Source organism: Phormidesmis priestleyi ULC007 (genome assembly GCF_001895925.1).
Taxonomy (GTDB): Bacteria; Cyanobacteriota; Cyanobacteriia; order Leptolyngbyales; family Leptolyngbyaceae; genus Phormidesmis_A; species Phormidesmis_A priestleyi_A.
The window spans coordinates 1-16,515 of the sequence record NZ_MPPI01000066.1 but is presented as its reverse complement, the minus strand read 5'-3'; the positions used below and the strand labels follow the sequence as shown (position 1 = coordinate 16,515).

Here is a 16,515-nt window from a genome sequence, read left to right as displayed (position 1 = left end):
TTCAGCTAACGTGCGATCCTCTTCTGAAGTCAAAATGATCCGGAGGGGAGCAGGCATAAGGAGGGGTTAATTAGAGGGTCTTCCTATCTTATATTTAACTTCACCCTCCTACTTACCCCGGTGTAGTGGTATTGCATGGCGACAAAACCGATCGCACGGGAGTCGATCGCTGTAACCTGCTTCCGCGTCTCTCCAAGGATTGGGCTAACCTTGTTGACAAGATTGTAGGGTGGCTTCTGGTCAATATAAGCTTCGATGGCGTATTTATAAACTTGATGAATACCCCCTGAAATTTGCCAAGGATCGATTAAATTGGCATCAATTCCGTGATATAAAAGCTCTTCGCTTAGAAAGTTTTCTGTCTTAACCCATGATTTGGCGCTGACCGATCGCAGAGACGACAAAAGTTTCTCTCTCATCTCAGTGCGACGGCGTTCTGGAAAGCAAAGGGCAACAGTATTGGCTGAGGTTGCATTGCCCTTCACCTGTTGTAAATATTTCTTTGCGAATGTAACTGACAAGTCTGGAGCAAGGGGTAAACCGTCCGAGCAGTTTGAATCAACGGACAAGCTTGAGATAGGCATAAGTACCACCTGACCTTAAGAGAAGTATAAGAAATAGACCGTTGTGTCCTTTATCAGATAATCTTCAGACCTTTGTCTACCCGAAATATGCGTATTGAGCGCAAAGATTTGTATTAACTAATGCGGTATACACTTAGCGGAGCGAACGGCTCAATAAATATAATTTACTCAAGATAAAACTATCAGATCTAGATGATCTTAGCGGCGACAAGGAATGCTCTACGAGTATTGTTCCCCCTACAACTCTATCTGTACCACTTCAATCCAATGCACTAATGGAGTAGCTTATGCTGTTTTGCGGTGGGCAGTAGTCCAGTAGATTCAACAAGATTCTCGTTTATATGTTGGGGTCAGACCGAAACTCGAAAACTGACCCCGACTGACTTACACCGTCAGAGTAACTGGGTAGGGATGCGTCAACTTATCCAACTGCTGCACCAACAAACTGAGGAACAAGCCCACATCGGTAACAACACCTACTGACTCAACCGAGCCGCGATCGCTCAACTTAGTCACAACTGCTGGGTTAATATCGACACACACCATCTTTACCCCCGATGGAGTCATATTGCCCACTCCGATCGAGTGCAGCATTGATGACAACATCAAGATCATGTCGGCCCCTTCGATTAAGCGGCTGTAGTCCTCTTGGGCTTTGACTAAATCCATTTGCGTATCTGGTAGCGGCCCATCATCGCGAATCGAGCCAGCCAGTGAGAATGGCACCTGGTGCTTCACACATTCGTAGAGAACACCACTCGTCAGAATGCCGCTTTTTACAGTCTCTGCAATGCTGCCATATCGACGAACCAGGTTAATCACTTTGAGATGATGGCGATGCCCCCCTCGAACTGAAACGCCTCGCTTCATATCCATGCCCAGCGAAGTGCCCATCAAAGACTGCTCCATGTCGTGAACCGCGATCGCGTTTCCGCCGAGTAGGGCCTGCACATACCCTTCCCGAACTAGGTGCGCCAGATGTTCGCCTCCCCCTGTGTGAATCACGACAGGGCCTGCGGTCACCACAACCTTGCCTCCGTGATCCCGAATCTTTCGCAGTTCCCACGCAATTTGTTCGACGACCAACTCAACTCGCCGCTCACTCGAAACGCCTGCCCCCATAAAGCTAAATTCTTGGGTGTTGCGCTGTTCTCGCGATTCAGTTTTGCGAACGGTGCGAATGCCGTCTACGCCGACGACGACTCGATCGTCCGTCTCCACATCTCGCAGCAGCTTACAGACAGGCGCACTTTCATCGCTTGAAACCACGATCGCCGCATCCATACGCTGTTTCTGCACTTTCACCCACTGCCCCTTCACTCGCACCTCAGTTGGGTAGATCGTGGTCACGTAGAAATCGTCGGGCGCAACGCCTCTCTGAATTACGGTTTCTAGATCACAGTCACAAATCTCTTGGGGCGGTGGCAACGCTCCGAGGTCGATCCACTGGCTCATGATCGTTTCCATGATCGCGTGAGAAGGAGCCGTCACCTTCACTTCTGCTGATGACGTGCTTTGCCGTTGCTCTCCCAAATTAAAGTTGAGAACCTGGAAGCTGCCACCTGCTTCGACTACCACATCTAACGCCTGGTTGATCAAACCCGAATCGAGTAGATGCCCTTCTAAACACATGACGCGACTCTCGATCGCCGCACTCGCATGCAGCTCTACTCGCACTGGCTCAGTGACCCTTAGCGTCAAACATTTAGACGCGCCACCCGCTTTCAAAAACTCTGTTAATGGAGTCTCAATCACGCGGAACCCTTCATTAGACAGCCTTTGCTTGAGATCATCACTCGCCTGATTGAGAATGACAATTTCCTCAATGTTGACCGCATTACAGGCAAAGGTGACTGCATCGGGTTCAGCGATCGCAATTCGCTTGGCTTCGGGGACACGCATCTCAATTAACCGATTTGAGTAGGCATCAAACGCAGGCGGATAGTAGAGCAAATAGCCATTACTAAGCGGACAAAAGCAGGTATCTAGATGATAAAACCGCTCGTCCATCAGCCGCAGCGACAGAACTTCAATATCCAGCCACTTTGCCAAATAAGGGTGCGAATCTAACTCTGATCGAAAGCCATAACCTGCCCAGAGCCACCGTCCTTCTCGATCGAGCAAGGCATCTCCCGCGCCTTCAAACGGCAGGTCTTTTGGCAACTCATGAACGGTGTAGTCATTCGCCTCAAACCATTCTTTAAAGAAGGGTTCTTCTCCCTGCCGTTCTTTGTGAAAAAAGCGGCTCAAAACGACCGTCTTGCCTAAGACTAAGCCTGCATTTGCGGTGAACACCATATCTGGAATGCCCTTTTGAGGCTTGACCAGGTTGACCGCCGCGTGCTGTTGAATTACGTTATGAAGCTTTTGCCATTGCTCAACCGCCCGATCGCGCGACGACTTGTGGATGTTGCCCTCCATCCAAGGATTGATCACATAATCTACGTCATAGTGATCAGGGGCACACATGAGAAACCGAAGCGAGGAAGTCATAGAAAAATCTGGGTTGTGAGGGGAATTAGACGCGACCAATCAGCCTAGTGAATGAGAAATTGACAGTAATCGTTGTAGCTGAAGCTACGAAAGGGCATTCCTATGGCTAGATCAAGGCAGCACCAACAAATAATTGAGTGCTGCCTCTGAATATTCTAGAGATGAAAAGGGGACGATCGTATCTTTCAACTATCAATAATTCATGACAATCTCTAAATCGTTCCTCTGATAGAGGGATTAATTTTGATTTGAGTTTAAGTTACTGGACAGGTTCACATTGCGTTCAAACCGTGAGTGACGAACATTCGTAGAGAGGAATTTCTTATGAGACAGGTCTTTTTGACGCTGAGACAAGCATTCTATAAGAGTGTGGTGCTAATGGGGTTGGTCAGCCTCATCTATACATCTGGATTTTTCGTGGTCGAGCAGCCTAGCTACGCAGACCCTTTAAAGCAACCCGTAAAAGAGCAGCCTTTTATTTTAGACGAACCTCAAACGGCAACCAACCGTGAAGCCGCTTACGAGGAAGCAGTTGATGAGGTCAAGAAATCAAACGGTTTAGAGAAAGAGTATGAAAAGGATTTAGAAACCTTCAAGAAAGAAAACCCCAGTGAGAACCCTGTAGTTGAGGGCGCTAAAGGGTTAATTGACAGGGTGACTGGCAAGAACTAAAAATTCTCCTGACAGAAAAGCCCTAACCGGATGGCTAGGGCTTCTTTTAGTTTATTGGGTCACTATGACGCAACTTTTACCGCCGATCGCTGCCGAGTCGGAGTCGTCGATTTTACTTCCGCAGGCTCCGGGTTCTGCATCAAGAACACCAAGAGCGGATTGCTCTGCAACTCTCGTTTCAGCAACCGATGTAACTCACGCTCGATTTGCACCTGCAAGCCTGCCCAATCTGTTTCGATTTGACCTTCTAACTCGCGGGTAAAGTCTTTCCAGCGATCGCGCAACACCGCTGCGATCGCTTCTTCAGCTTTGCTTTGCAAGACCGGACGCTCAATTGCAGACACCACGCCTCGCAAGTGAACTTCTGGCTTCGAGAATAAGTGACCTTCTCCGTCAATCGTGGCGGCGATCGTCACAATGCCGTCTCCTGCCAACTGCTGCCGCTCTTTCAGCACTTTGTCGTTAACCATTCCAGAGCGAGACGTGTCTACAAGCTCGATTCCGGCTGGCACCTTACCCGCCTTACGAATCGAGTCTTTGCCCAGCTCGATTACGTCTCCGTTATCGATGATCACCATATTCTCAGCCGGAATGCCCGTGCTTTGAGCGGTTTGAGAGTGTTTGACTAGCATCCGATGCTCGCCGTGAACGGGCAAGAAGAATCTGGGGCGAGTCAACCCAATCATCAGCTTTTGGTCTTCTTGACAGCCGTGACCTGAGACGTGAATGCCTTGATCTTTGCCATAGACGACTTTGGCACCTTGCATCATCAGTTTATCGATCGTGTTAACCACTGCGATCGTGTTGCCCGGAATTGGGTTTGCCGAGAAGACGATCGTGTCGCCCTGTCTGGCTTTAACTTGGCGATGTTCTCCGTTGGCAATCCGGGTCATGGCAGACATTGGCTCGCCTTGCGATCCGGTCGTCAAGATCAGCACACTGCTGTCTGGCAGCTTGTGGGTCATGTGCAACGGTTGAAGTAGGTCGTCTTCGCACTTGATGTAGCCCAAGTTACGAGCGTGGGCAATCACGTTCAGCATTGATCGACCAATCACCGACACCACTCGATTGTGCTTCTTCGCGAGTTCCAAAATCATATTGATCCGGTGAACTGACGAAGCAAATGTGGTGACGAGTAAGCGTCCTTGAGCTTGACTAAAAATGCGATCGAGATTGGGAAACACTGCTCGTTCAGAAGGCGTAAATCCGGGAACTTCTGAATTAGTGGAGTCGCTGATGAGACAGTGAACCCCTTTCTCGCCATATTCTGCTAACTTTTGGAAGTCAAAGAATTCGCCATCGACGGGAGTGTGGTCAAACTTGAAGTCGCCTGTATGGATGACTATGCCTACAGGTGTGTGAATCGCTACGGTGAAGCTGTCAGCGATCGAGTGAGTGTTGCGAATAAATTCGACGAAGAAATAGGAACCGATTCTGACAATATCGCGAGGGCGAACAGTGCGAATTTCGGTTCGGTCAGCTACGCCAGCTTCTTCTAGCTTGCCCTCTAAAAGTGCCATCGCCAACCGGGGGCCGTAGATCACCGGAATGTCAAACTGCTTCAGGTGAAAAGGAATGCCGCCAATGTGGTCTTCGTGCCCGTGAGTGACGATCATGCCCTTGATTTTGTGGCGATTTTCGCGCAGATAGGTCATGTCGGGCAACACAATATTAACGCCGTGCATGCCATCAGTCGGGAAGGCTAGACCTGCATCTAGCAGGATAATTTCATCTCCATACTCAAACACGCAGGTATTTTTACCAATTTCGTGCAGCCCACCGAGGGGAATAATTTTGAGCGCTTCAGAAGAATTGTTTTGGGTCATTTGGATCTTTGTAGTAGGTTTCGGAAGATTAGTTTTCAATGGATTGAACGTTAGGTTTTGCAAATTACAAGGCAGAGATTTAATAGGAAAAAGTGATTCAGTACATAGGAGGTCGTTTCTAGAAATAAAGAGCTAGGAGGCGCTGATCGGCATACAACTCAAAGCTTTGCAGAGTGAATTGTAGGTTTATCGATCGAGCAATGCAGTCAAAGTGACGATCAGGTTTGAACACGGAATAACCGAAGAGACATTAGAGCCTCAGTTTCAGCACCGCCAGTAGGCTATTCAGTTGTCGGAAAACTTTTGGGAGCTATTCGAGAAGATTAAGCTCTGCCATCACGGTCTTTAGCATAGCGCGAACTTCTTCATCTGGATCGCAGAGAGGAAGACGGAAAGAGCCAACGTTCCACCCTTGTAGCTTTAGGGCTTCTTTAACAGGAATCGGATTGGTCGTGATAAACAAAGCTTTGAATAACGAAAAGAGCTTGAGATGAATCTGAGTCGCCGCTTGCACCTGACCACTTTCAAACGCTCGAATCATTTGCTGAAGTTGAACACCCACTAAGTGGCTCGCGACACTGACAACTCCGCTGCCTCCGATCGCTAGCATGGGCAGCGTTAACGAGTCATCTCCAGAGTAGATTGCAAAATCAGTCGGTGTCAACTGTCTAATTTGGCTAGCCTGGTCAAGATTGCCACTTGCTTCCTTCACTGCCACAATATTTGAGATTTCAGCAAGCTTTGCAACCGTTTCAGGTAAAAGATTTTGACTTGTGCGCCCAGGCACATTGTAAAGCATGATTGGCAGATCAAAAGCAGCTTGCGCGATCGCTTCAAAGTGGCGATAAAGCCCTGACTGAGGAGGCTTATTGTAGTAAGGAACCACTTGCAAACTTCCGTCTAGGCCCATCTTAGCAGCTTTTTGGGTGGCTGCGATCGCCTCCGTCGTCGAATTTGACCCCGTTCCTGCCATGACTTTGGCATTCCCACTCACGGCGCTTTTTACGACCCTGAATAACTCAAATTCTTCCTCCCAACTCAGGGTTGGTGATTCGCCAGTAGTGCCACAAACTACAAGGGTGTCAGTGCCATTGTCAGCTAGATGGGCGGCTAGTTTCTCTGTCACTTCATAGTTAACCGTGCCATCTAGATTAAATGGCGTAATCATCGCGGTTAAAACACGTCCAAAATTCACCACACTCTACTGTTACTCCTTGATATTTTTCGTCCTGTGTCCGTCTACAAGACTTTAAACAATCGCTGCAATCTGAGGCTTTAATAGATTCTTCTCAACTAATAGCTCTGCAATCTGAATGGCGTTTAAAGCGGCTCCTTTACGAATCTGATCACCGCACAGCCATAACTCTAGCCCGTTCGGGTTTGAAATATCCTGACGAATTCGACCAACCAGTATGTCATCTTTACCGCTTGCGTCGATCGGCATCGGGAAATAGTTTGCCTGCCAGTCATCGACTAGCTTTACACCCGGCGCTTTGCTCAGAATTTCTCTTGCTTTCGCCACATCAAATGGGCTTTCAAACTCTAGGTTAATCGATTCTGAGTGAGCGCGCAGGACGGGAACCCGTACACAGGTTGCCGTGATTCTCAGGTCACTGGCTCCCAAGATCTTTCGAGTTTCGTTGACCATTTTCATCTCTTCCTCGCAATAGCCTTGCTCATTCAGCGGGGAGTTATGCGGGAATAGATTAAATGCAAGCGGGTAAGGAAATATTTCTGGTTTGGGCGTTTGCCCGTTGAGAATTGCCTGAGACTGAGTTTTGACTTCTTCCATCGCTCGTGCCCCAGCCCCACTAGCAGACTGATAGGTTGAGGCAACAATCCGCTTGATCGGCTGAACTCGATGGAGTGGGTAAACTGCCACTGACATCAAAATCGTGGTGCAATTTGGGTTGGCGATCAAACCCTGATGGTTTGCAGCTTCTTGCGGGTTGACCTCTGGCACGATCAGCGGCACTTTAGAGTCCATGCGAAAGGCGCTTGAGTTGTCGATCATCACGGCTCCTGCGGCGATCGCAGTCTTCGCCCAAGCTTTAGAAATCGAACCGCCTGCTGACGCTAACACGATGTCAACCCCATCAAAGGATTGGGCATTAACCGCTTCAACCGTTAGCTTTTCTCCCCGAAACTTTAGGGTTGTGCCTGCCGATCGTGCAGATGCCAGCAGTTTCAGGTCAGCCAATGGAAAGTGGCGACTTTCTAACAGTTCTAGTAATTCTGTGCCGACAGCGCCCGTCGCTCCTAAGATTGCGACCCGATAGAATTGACCCAAAGTTTATTTCCTCCAAATGCTAATTTTCTGAATTCAAACCTCGGAGGTTTTAGAAGTTTTTGTGTGAAAGCGATTTCTTAATATATAGAAATTAAAATTACAGTGAAACTGTCTTTTTAAACTCTTGGCAACTCTGCTGCAAGCTCCAGATTCAACTTAGAGGTTATCGTGCTTTCAGAAAATTCTGCAAAAGGTTAACGTAAATTTGCTTAAAGTAATGACGAGAAATCATTAGTCTTATAAAGTAGGCGTTCTAACCCTATCTCAAGAGTGCTCGATCGCACAATTTATCTTAGGCAGATTCTTAAGATTCAATCACAGAATTGAGTCAAGCAGGTCGAGAATCGGTTAGTATTGCTAACTGCGGTGATGTCAACGATGCCTAGAGTTTCGCCCCGCTCACCAAACCCCATATCGTTTGCAACTCATACGCTAATGAAAGTTACCCAGGAAAAACTTCCCGCCAGCCAGGTTGGTCTGGAAATTGAAATCACACCAGAGATGTCTAAACAGGCTTATGAGCGGGTGCTACAAGATTTCACCCGCTCAACCAATATTCCTGGGTTTCGGAAGGGAAAAGTGCCTCGTCAAGTGCTGATTCAGCGATTTGGCCCGACTCGCATCAAAGCGGCGGCGGTTGAAGACCTTGTAGATAAGGCACTCAAAGCAGCGCTAGAGCAGGAAAAAATCGAAGCGATCGGCAACTTTCAACTGCGCTCTTCGTTTGAGGAGTTGGTGACTCAATTTGAGCCAGGAAACTCACTCACTTTCTCGGCAGCGGTCGATATTCAGCCAGAGGTCGATCTCAAACAATACACAGGTTTAAGCGTCCAGGCAGAAGAAGTCAAGCCTGAAGAGGGCAAAGTTGATACTGTCTTGGGAAATTATCAAACTCAGATGGCGACTCTCGTTCCGGTCGAAGGCAGAGCCGCACAGAAGGGCGATACGGCAGTGGTTGATTATCATGGGCGTTTTACTCCCGCAGGTGAAGATGCCGAAGAGCAAGACGTTCCAGGCGGTCAGGCTCAAGACTTCCAGATCGAGCTAGATGACGGAAAATTCATTCCTGGCTTTATTGATGGCATCGTCGAGATGAATCCTGGAGACACCAAAGAAGTGTCAGTCACCTTCCCAGACGATTACCCTCAAGAAGAGTTAGCGGGTCGCCCTGCCACCTTCACCATGACCCTTAAAGAATTAAAAGAAAAAGAACTGCCCGAACTGGATGACGACTTTGCTCAAGATGCGAGTGGCGGCGACTACCCCACGATCGCTGAACTACGCGAGTCTCTAGAAAAGCGATTCGCCGAAGAAGCAGAGCAAAAAACCAAATCCAACAAAGAGCAAGCGATTCTAGATGAATTGATCACTCAAGTTGAAGTCGAGCTTCCTGAAACGCTCGTTGAGCGGGAAGTCGAATTTATGATCACGCAGACGGCAATGCAGCTTCAAAACCAGGGCATTGATATCAAGCGCTTGCTCAATCAAGAAACGCTGCCGATGTTGAAAGAGCGTTCTCGCCCTGACGCGATCGATCGCATCAAACGCACCTTAGCGCTAGGCGAAGTTGCCAAGCGTGAGTCGCTCACCACCAGCGAGTCTGAAGTTAACGCTAAAGTTCGTGAAGTTATGGCAGATCTAGAAGGGCGAGAGGTCGATGCCGATCGGCTCCGCAGTGCCGTTGCTGAAGACCTACTCAAAGAAAAGATTCTCGCTTGGCTAGAGGAACACAACACGATCGATCTAGTGCCTGAAGGGACGCTGAAAAAAGAGGAGGAAGTTCTCGAAGACGACGCGATCGAGCTAGATGCAGATGACGCGATCGAGCTAGATGCAGATGACGCGATCGAGGTCGAGGCATCTACGATCGAAGCCGAATAGGATTCCCCTAAGACTGAGCTTCTAAGTCAGGGAAGTCTTTTTAGAGGATCGACCCCAGTCTCAGGTGAGTTAAGGCATAATGTGTGCATGACCAGAGCGAAAATCTCGTCAGTTAATTTGATCAAAAGTGCCTTCAAGCAACGCTTTGACTCTATGCTTCAATCTAAGTCTTACAACCTTTCCATTACTAATCAAGCTCCCTTGGAAGTGCTGTCTATGACTCCGACCAGCGTCGTGCCGATGGTGGTTGAGCAGTCTGGTCGCGGCGATCGAGCGTTTGACATTTACTCTCGCCTCCTGCGTGAGCGCATCGTGTTTCTTGGAACTCAAGTCGATGATGCCGTAGCAGACTCGCTGGTCGCTCAGATGCTTTTCCTAGAAGCTGAAGATTCTGAAAAAGACATTCAAATTTACATCAACTCTCCGGGTGGCTCTGTCACCGCAGGGATGGCAATTTACGATACGATGCAGCAAGTTCGTTGCGATGTCGTGACCATTTGTTTTGGTCTGGCTGCCAGCATGGGGGCATTTCTCCTCTCTGGAGGCACAAAAGGCAAACGAATGTCGCTTCCTAGCTCCCGAATCATGATTCACCAACCCTTGGGCGGTGCTCAAGGTCAAGCGGTGGATATTGAGATCCAGGCGAAAGAAATCCTTTATCATAAGCGCAAGCTCAATGAGCTATTGGCTGAACACACTGGGCAGCCTTTTGAAAGGATTGAAGCCGACACTGAGCGCGATTTCTTCATGTCGGCTCAAGAAGCAAAAGACTACGGTTTGATTGACCAAGTAATCACTCGGCAGAATCTTCCTAAAGTGGAAGTACCTGTCGCCGCAATAGTTTAAGAGGAAGGTATGTCCAAATACGACTCCCATCTAAAATGTTCTTTTTGTGGCAAGTCCCAGGAGCAAGTACGCAAGCTGATTGCAGGACCAGGCGTTTACATCTGCGATGAATGCGTAGACTTGTGCAACGAAATTTTAGATGAGGAGTTGTTCGACTCTAGTGCAGTTCCTCAGCCTGTGCCTCGCAAAGAGCAAGCGCCCGAAAAGCGCCGAGCGCGATCATCCAATATTTCTTTGAGCCAGATTCCTAAGCCGCGAGAGATCAAAAAATATCTCGACGAGCAGGTAATCGGTCAAGACGAAGCAAAAAAAGTCCTTTCGGTCGCCGTTTACAACCATTACAAGCGTCTTAGCTTCATTCAAACTAAAAATGGTAGCGGCGGCAAAGCGGCTCCTGATGACTCGGTTGAGCTACAAAAATCTAATATTCTGCTGATCGGCCCGACGGGTTGTGGTAAGACGCTTTTGGCGCAAACCCTGGCAGAAATTTTGGATGTGCCCTTTGCTGTTGCCGATGCAACGACGCTGACTGAGGCAGGCTACGTCGGTGAGGACGTAGAAAACATTTTGCTCCGCCTGCTGCAAGTTGCTGATTTAGATGTTGAAGAAGCACAACGTGGCATCATCTATATCGATGAGATCGACAAAATTGCTCGCAAAAGTGAAAATCCTTCCATCACTCGCGATGTTTCTGGCGAAGGGGTTCAACAAGCTCTCCTAAAGATGCTAGAGGGCACAGTTGCAAACGTTCCCCCTCAAGGCGGACGCAAACACCCTTACCAAGATTGCATTCAAATCGATACGGGCAATATTCTGTTCATCTGCGGTGGGGCGTTTGTTGGATTAGATAAGTCGATTGAGCAACGAATCGGCAAGCGATCAATGGGCTTTGTCCAAGGCGGAGATAATCAGCCCTCTAAAGACAAGCGCACTGCCGACATTCTCAAACATCTTGAACCCGATGACCTTGTGAAGTTTGGCATGATTCCAGAATTCATCGGGCGGATTCCAGTCATGGCAGTTGTTGACCCGCTGGATGAAGACGCATTGGCTGAAATTCTGACTGAGCCTCGCAATGCCCTGGTGAAGCAATTTCAAAAGCTGCTGAAGATGGACAACGTGCAGCTTGACTTTAAGCAAGATGCTGTGAGGGCGATCGCTCAAGAAGCCTATCGCCGTAAGACTGGAGCCAGAGCGCTTCGGAGTATCGTAGAAGAATTGATGCTAGATGTGATGTATGAGCTACCTTCTCGAAAGGATGTGACTCGATGCTCAATCACTCGTGAGATGGTCGAAAAACGCTCTACTGCCGAGCTTTTAGTACACCCTTCATCGCTTCCGAAGCCTGAATCGGCTTAAAATTAAGTCTTGAGTTTTGAGTCAACAAATCCTGAACTTAAAACTCAATCCTTAAAATTCAAAGTTCTAAGATGGCATACGCAACGGTTAATCGATTTAGGCACTATTACGAATGGGTGACATCTGGGCAGCCTCAGCCCACCGGAAAACCCGTCATGGTTTTTATTCACGGATGGGGTGGATCTTCACGCTATTGGGAAAGCACAGCTAGAGCGCTTTCTGACACCTTTGATTGCTTACTCTACGATATGCGCGGGTTTGGTCGCTCACGGACAAACGACCAAGAAACACCGATTCTCGCTCAACCTCCAGACACGAAAGAAGAACTCAGCTATGAACTCGAAAGCTATGCAGAAGACTTGGCGAGTTTATTAGACGCACTGGGGCTAGGGCAAATTTATCTCAATGCTCACTCGATGGGCGCTTCGGTGGGAACATTTTTTTTGAATTTGCACGGCGATCGGGTCGAGAGAGCCATCCTCACCTGTAGCGGCATTTTTGAATATGACGAAAAATCCTTCAATGCGTTCTACAAATTTGGGGGCTATGTTGTCAAATATCGTCCTCGCTGGCTCTATAAACTGCCGTTTATGGATCGACTGTTTATGCAGCGGTTTCTACACCGTCCCCTTTCTGGTGAAATTAGTCGTGCGTTTCTAGATGACTTTCTAATGGCAGACTACGATGCAGCATTAGGAACGATCTTTACCTGCGTCAGCAAAAAGGCGGCTGAAGTGATGCCTGATGAGTTTGCTCAACTAAAGGTGCCGACTCTATTGGTTTCTGGAGAATATGACATCATCATTCCGCCAGAATTGGGTCGCTATGCAGCCGAACTGAATGACAAGATTGAATATTTTTTGATTCCGAATACGGCGCATTTTCCGATGCTAGAAGATGCGCCAACTTATCTTCAGAAGGTGCGAGAGTTCTTAGCAGTGACTAGCTCTGCCCAAGTTTGATCACTCTAAGCGATTTGCGAAACTCCGAGGAGCGATCGCACTCTGTGTGCTACCAAGGCTATTCCAGAGATTGATAAATCGAGTGGCTCCCAAACTCCGGGATGGTGCTGTACTTCTTGAAAAGCTGACTGGGTGAGCAGAATCTCGCTGCGTCGGGCTAAGTCCTCGCCGAGTTTACAAGCCAAGTTCATTTCGCTCCCATAGAGGTCGTCATCTCCAACGACTAGCACTTCACCATACCCAATGCCGATGCCCACATAAATATCTTGCTCATCTGGTAAACCAGTGTTGACTGCTGCCAAGTCTTTTAAGATCGAGAAAGACGCTGCGATCGCCGACATCACATCGGGAAACATCGCAAATAAGTTATCTGCCTCCTGCTTGATCACTCTACCCTCAAATTGCAGAACGATCGGCTCACTAATCACCCTCATGCGGCGAATCATTCCTAAGAAATGCAAAATTCCGTGGCGAAGCGTGAGCTGTGAAAAGCCAGACATATCAAGGACAAAAATCGCGCAAGTGTGGCTAAATATCTCCTGAATTTGCTGATCAATCTCTGCACTCTGGTCTGGGTGATCATTGCGAGCTTGTAGTAAACACTCAAACTCTGTCCGGGTATTTTTTCCTGAAATCATACAGGTTTCAAAATGAGCTACTCTCAGGGTTCCTTGTGTTTGCTAGATTGCAGTCGCGATCGCCACTCACTCACAACTTTCTGCAATTGAGACGGCAGCCATCCATCATATTGCGGGTAAACGGGCAACCGGGGAACCACTTCCCACCCTGCCTGTTTGAGCCTGGCTGTTAACTGATGCACCTGCGGATGTGGATAATCCGGATTAACTTCATCGTGAGGGCTGATTCCGCCTAAATCATTGGCTCCTGCCTTTAAACAAGCCATCAACATCTCTGGTTGCAGGAGATTAGGAGGAATTTGCAGGGCGATCGTCTCTGGCAAAACTTGACGTGCTACTTTAATCATCTCTAGCAAATCCTTTGGCTGAAATGCAGACCCCGCCCAAGATTCCTGTTGTCCAGGGCTGTAGGGTTGCAAAATAACTTCTTGAATATTTCCCCAGCGCTCTTGAATGTGAGCGATCGCCTCTAGACTCTCCCAGCGATCGCGCTCTGTTTCTCCAATCCCCAATAACAACCCGGTCGTAAACGGGATCTGTAGCGCTCCTGCATAGGCTAACTGCTGCGATCGCAGCTCCGGCAATTTACTGGGTGCATGTCGATGAACGGTTTTTAGAAGTTCTGGCGTGAGTTGCTCTAGCATCAACCCCATTGATACATTGACTTCCTTCAACTTCGTCATTTCTGCGAAGCTGAGAGGCCCTGCATTGGTGTGGGGCAAAAATCCCATTGCAAGCGCCAGTTCACAAAGGTTGTAAATGTGCTGCACCCAATCTGTTCGTCGCGCGCTTTGAGGGTGAACTTCTCCACTCAGGACAAGAATTTCAATAATTCCCTGATTTTTCAGACGGTTCAAAACTTTTTCTGCATCAACCAGTGTTAACCAGGGACTCGTGCCCGGATCGGATCGGAAGTTGCAGTAAGTACAGCGATTAAAGCATTCATAGGTTGGAACTAGCGTATAGGCGGGGCTATAAGTTACGACCTGCGAAAGAAATTCCATTGACCTTGCCATCGACGGTTTAAAAGCCGAAACTCTAGACTTGAGATCATAGCCGTCTCAAGTCTAGAGTCTTCCTTGATCTCTAACATGCATTTTGGGTAATGGTTTAACTCAAGCTGGGCAACTGACTTATTTGGAGTACCAAATTCTTCCTTGCCCGACTACACTCCTGCGCTTGGCATAAACGTTTTTCACATGAGTCTTCACAGTGTTAAGACTAATCTGCAAAATGTCCGCAATTTCTTGATAAGTGTATTCCTGCCGCAACAGCATCCAGATTTCGGCTTCTCGATCGGTCAAGTCATATTTTTGACGATCGATCCACAGATTTTCTTTCAGCGCTTCATCACAATCCTCTAACAGAACGAGAATGTATGGCTGATCACTGCCCACGTTAGAACTGTGTGCATTAGTAGACAACCAACTCGCCCGCAAGCGAACGCTGCGTCCTCGATGTCCCTGATATTCTGCAACGAGAAATCTATGCTCTGATTCTGTTTTGAGTAGCCGATGACAGACCTCAGTCACCACATCCAGAAGACTGGCATTATGACCCTCTTCTGAACTTAGCTGCTGACAAAGACGCGTCGCTTTTGAGCTTGTGTAGACGGGTCGAAGGGTTTGGGCAACAACGATCACTCCCCCCGGCATTGACTCAACCAAACGACCCCAAAGCGCTTCTGAGTCAAAGCTTTCTAAAGGAGTATTCTCTTCTAGAGGTTTTGACTCAATGGGCGTTGGGCGTTTGGAAGAGCGCACAAGAGAGGCTGTATTCTCTAAGTCACGCTTAGACAATCGAAAATTTGACCGGGAGCAAACTGGCAACTGAATTTGTGGAGGCGCTACAAATATAGGGGCGGTCATGGGGCAAAATCCTCAAGCACTGGAGCTATCTTGCTACCTGTGACTCTGAACCTGCAATGAGTAGCCTGTAATGCTGTCTAAGATAGTGGCGTAGATCCAAGCAACCTGAAAGAGGGTGAAGTAACCTGAAGTAGTATGAAGTTTCCGAGATTTTCCACCTTTAGGGAATAACATGACTCTAGAACAACAGTCACAGACGCGAGATTAACGATGGGGTTAAGAGCACGCAAGTCTAGAGTCAGACGATGACTGCTAAATTGGCGGCTTAATACCGATGAGTGTTGAATAATTTCAACATAGACTGATAGGGGTTGATCAGAAATACCCATTCACAGTCCCCTAGGCAATTCTACTAGAACCACTATTGAAGCAATTTCTTAAAGCCTACTTGCTTACGGAAAGCCCATCTGATAGGTTATGTATCGAATTATCGGCCGACTGTCTCATAAACGCTTCACCCGATCGGGTCTTTTTCTAAATTTATTCTCATTCTCATAGAATGGTTCTGCCCCCATGAACCCCAGTTTCCTAGATAAATTATTCCCGCTCGATCGTCAAAAGCTCTATGCTTCCATGCTTCAAAAACGGGGCGGGTTGACTCGTCGTCGAGCAGAGTGTTTTGTCAGACTTTGGGCTTACTTACTTCTTAAACAGCAAGAAGAGCTAGAAGGAATTATCCCTCAGCCGTTAAGTAGTCTAGAGCCTCCTGAAGGCTCAATCGCCTGCACTCACCGAGAGGCGGCAGAATTATTTTATGGAGATCAAGAACGGGGCAGCGATCGAGCAGCCGGGATGATGATCGATCGTTTGGCCGCCTTAGGGCTATTAGAAAAACAATATGATGGTCAGACGCTGTGTTTAGAAGTGCGGTCTCTGCCTGAACTGACCCTGCTCAAAATTGAAGAGCCAGTGGAATTGTTTATGGACGATTTCAATCCCCGCACAGATGCAATTCCCGTTGCTTATCTCTATGCCCGCAGCTATAGCAATCCTAAATCAGTTGTAAGATGAAGGCTGAGTGGGTCGTGACCCCTGATGACAACCGTGAAAGATGGTATGCAAGATCTGCTTAGCTTTATCAACCAAACCGATGATG

Annotated in this window: 14 protein-coding genes; 6 read left to right on the top strand and 8 right to left on the bottom strand. The window is 48.0% G+C overall.

Features of this window, described 5'->3' with window-relative positions; all coding sequences use genetic code 11:
* Positions 1–83: 83 nt before the first annotated feature.
* Together BRW63_RS25875 and argZ are read right to left on the bottom strand one after the other, a co-directional pair.
* Entirely contained in the window at positions 84–521 is a 438-nt protein-coding gene (locus BRW63_RS25875; RefSeq protein ID WP_143162125.1) for a hypothetical protein, read from the bottom strand.
* Between the two features lie 447 nt (positions 522–968).
* Positions 969–3,077 (bottom strand): bifunctional arginine dihydrolase/ornithine cyclodeaminase, encoded by a 2,109-nt coding sequence (argZ, locus tag BRW63_RS25870; protein WP_073075210.1) that lies wholly within the window; start codon positions 3,075–3,077, stop codon positions 969–971.
* Between the two features lie 324 nt (positions 3,078–3,401).
* On the opposite strand from argZ, the gene BRW63_RS25865 reads away from it, so the two are divergent.
* Entirely contained in the window at positions 3,402–3,749 is a 348-nt protein-coding gene (locus tag BRW63_RS25865; RefSeq protein WP_073075209.1) for a hypothetical protein, read from the top strand.
* 62 nt (positions 3,750–3,811) lie between these two features.
* Here the strand turns inward: BRW63_RS25865 and BRW63_RS25860 are convergent, their stop codons facing one another.
* The 3 genes from BRW63_RS25860 to BRW63_RS25850 all read right to left on the bottom strand — a co-directional run bounded on the left by BRW63_RS25860 (position 3,812) and on the right by BRW63_RS25850 (position 7,865).
* Positions 3,812–5,575 carry a ribonuclease J gene (locus BRW63_RS25860; protein WP_073075208.1) on the bottom strand — a complete coding sequence of 588 codons (1,764 nt, stop codon included), beginning with the start codon at positions 5,573–5,575 and terminating at the stop codon, positions 3,812–3,814.
* A 310-nt stretch (positions 5,576–5,885) separates the two neighbouring features.
* Entirely contained in the window at positions 5,886–6,770 is an 885-nt protein-coding gene (dapA, locus tag BRW63_RS25855; RefSeq protein ID WP_317615850.1) for a 4-hydroxy-tetrahydrodipicolinate synthase, read from the bottom strand.
* 54 nt (positions 6,771–6,824) lie between these two features.
* Positions 6,825–7,865, bottom strand: a complete 1,041-nt coding sequence (locus BRW63_RS25850) for an aspartate-semialdehyde dehydrogenase (protein ID WP_073075206.1) — start codon at positions 7,863–7,865, stop codon at positions 6,825–6,827.
* Positions 7,866–8,300: 435 nt separating this feature from the next.
* On the opposite strand from BRW63_RS25850, the gene tig reads away from it, so the two are divergent.
* The 4 genes from tig to BRW63_RS25830 all read left to right on the top strand — a co-directional run bounded on the left by tig (position 8,301) and on the right by BRW63_RS25830 (position 12,913).
* Positions 8,301–9,746 (top strand): trigger factor, encoded by a 1,446-nt coding sequence (tig, locus tag BRW63_RS25845; protein ID WP_073075205.1) that lies wholly within the window; start codon positions 8,301–8,303, stop codon positions 9,744–9,746.
* A gap of 216 nt (positions 9,747–9,962) precedes the next feature.
* Positions 9,963–10,592, top strand: coding sequence for an ATP-dependent Clp endopeptidase proteolytic subunit ClpP (clpP, locus tag BRW63_RS25840; RefSeq protein WP_244913295.1), 630 nt, complete (start codon positions 9,963–9,965; stop codon positions 10,590–10,592).
* Between the two features lie 9 nt (positions 10,593–10,601).
* Positions 10,602–11,951 (top strand): ATP-dependent protease ATP-binding subunit ClpX, encoded by a 1,350-nt coding sequence (clpX, locus tag BRW63_RS25835; protein ID WP_073075204.1) that lies wholly within the window; start codon positions 10,602–10,604, stop codon positions 11,949–11,951.
* A gap of 71 nt (positions 11,952–12,022) precedes the next feature.
* A complete protein-coding gene (locus BRW63_RS25830) occupies positions 12,023–12,913 on the top strand; it encodes an alpha/beta fold hydrolase (protein ID WP_073075203.1) in 891 nt (296 codons plus the stop codon).
* A 5-nt stretch (positions 12,914–12,918) separates the two neighbouring features.
* On the opposite strand, the gene BRW63_RS25825 is transcribed toward BRW63_RS25830, so the two are convergent.
* The 3 genes from BRW63_RS25825 to BRW63_RS25815 form a co-directional block, all read right to left on the bottom strand.
* Positions 12,919–13,551 (bottom strand): adenylate/guanylate cyclase domain-containing protein, encoded by a 633-nt coding sequence (locus BRW63_RS25825; protein WP_073075202.1) that lies wholly within the window; start codon positions 13,549–13,551, stop codon positions 12,919–12,921.
* 23 nt (positions 13,552–13,574) lie between these two features.
* Positions 13,575–14,555: a 7,8-didemethyl-8-hydroxy-5-deazariboflavin synthase subunit CofG gene (gene cofG, locus BRW63_RS25820; RefSeq protein ID WP_073075201.1), complete on the bottom strand. Its 981-nt coding sequence runs from the start codon at positions 14,553–14,555 to the stop codon at positions 13,575–13,577.
* A gap of 129 nt (positions 14,556–14,684) precedes the next feature.
* Entirely contained in the window at positions 14,685–15,419 is a 735-nt protein-coding gene (locus BRW63_RS25815; RefSeq protein ID WP_083583264.1) for a helix-turn-helix transcriptional regulator, read from the bottom strand.
* Between the two features lie 513 nt (positions 15,420–15,932).
* Between BRW63_RS25815 and BRW63_RS25810 the strand changes: the two genes are divergently transcribed.
* Positions 15,933–16,430, top strand: a complete 498-nt coding sequence (locus BRW63_RS25810) for a hypothetical protein (protein WP_073075199.1) — start codon at positions 15,933–15,935, stop codon at positions 16,428–16,430.
* Positions 16,431–16,515 lie beyond the last annotated feature (85 nt).

Excerpts from the sequence above, each read along its gene's own strand:
- clpX (WP_073075204.1), top strand. The coding sequence starts at position 10,602 with ATGTCCAAATACGACTCCCATCTAAAATGTTCTTTTTGTGGCAAGTCC.
- BRW63_RS25865 (WP_073075209.1), top strand. The coding sequence starts at position 3,402 with ATGAGACAGGTCTTTTTGACGCTGAGACAAGCATTCTATAAGAGTGTG.
- BRW63_RS25825 (WP_073075202.1), bottom strand. The coding sequence starts at position 13,551 with ATGATTTCAGGAAAAAATACCCGGACAGAGTTTGAGTGTTTACTACAA.
- BRW63_RS25810 (WP_073075199.1), top strand. The coding sequence starts at position 15,933 with ATGAACCCCAGTTTCCTAGATAAATTATTCCCGCTCGATCGTCAAAAG.
- BRW63_RS25830 (WP_073075203.1), top strand. The coding sequence starts at position 12,023 with ATGGCATACGCAACGGTTAATCGATTTAGGCACTATTACGAATGGGTG.
- tig (WP_073075205.1), top strand. The coding sequence starts at position 8,301 with ATGAAAGTTACCCAGGAAAAACTTCCCGCCAGCCAGGTTGGTCTGGAA.
- cofG (WP_073075201.1), bottom strand. The coding sequence starts at position 14,555 with ATGGAATTTCTTTCGCAGGTCGTAACTTATAGCCCCGCCTATACGCTA.
- argZ (WP_073075210.1), bottom strand. The coding sequence starts at position 3,077 with ATGACTTCCTCGCTTCGGTTTCTCATGTGTGCCCCTGATCACTATGAC.
- BRW63_RS25860 (WP_073075208.1), bottom strand. The coding sequence starts at position 5,575 with ATGACCCAAAACAATTCTTCTGAAGCGCTCAAAATTATTCCCCTCGGT.
- clpP (WP_244913295.1), top strand. The coding sequence starts at position 9,963 with ATGACTCCGACCAGCGTCGTGCCGATGGTGGTTGAGCAGTCTGGTCGC.
- BRW63_RS25815 (WP_083583264.1), bottom strand. The coding sequence starts at position 15,419 with ATGACCGCCCCTATATTTGTAGCGCCTCCACAAATTCAGTTGCCAGTT.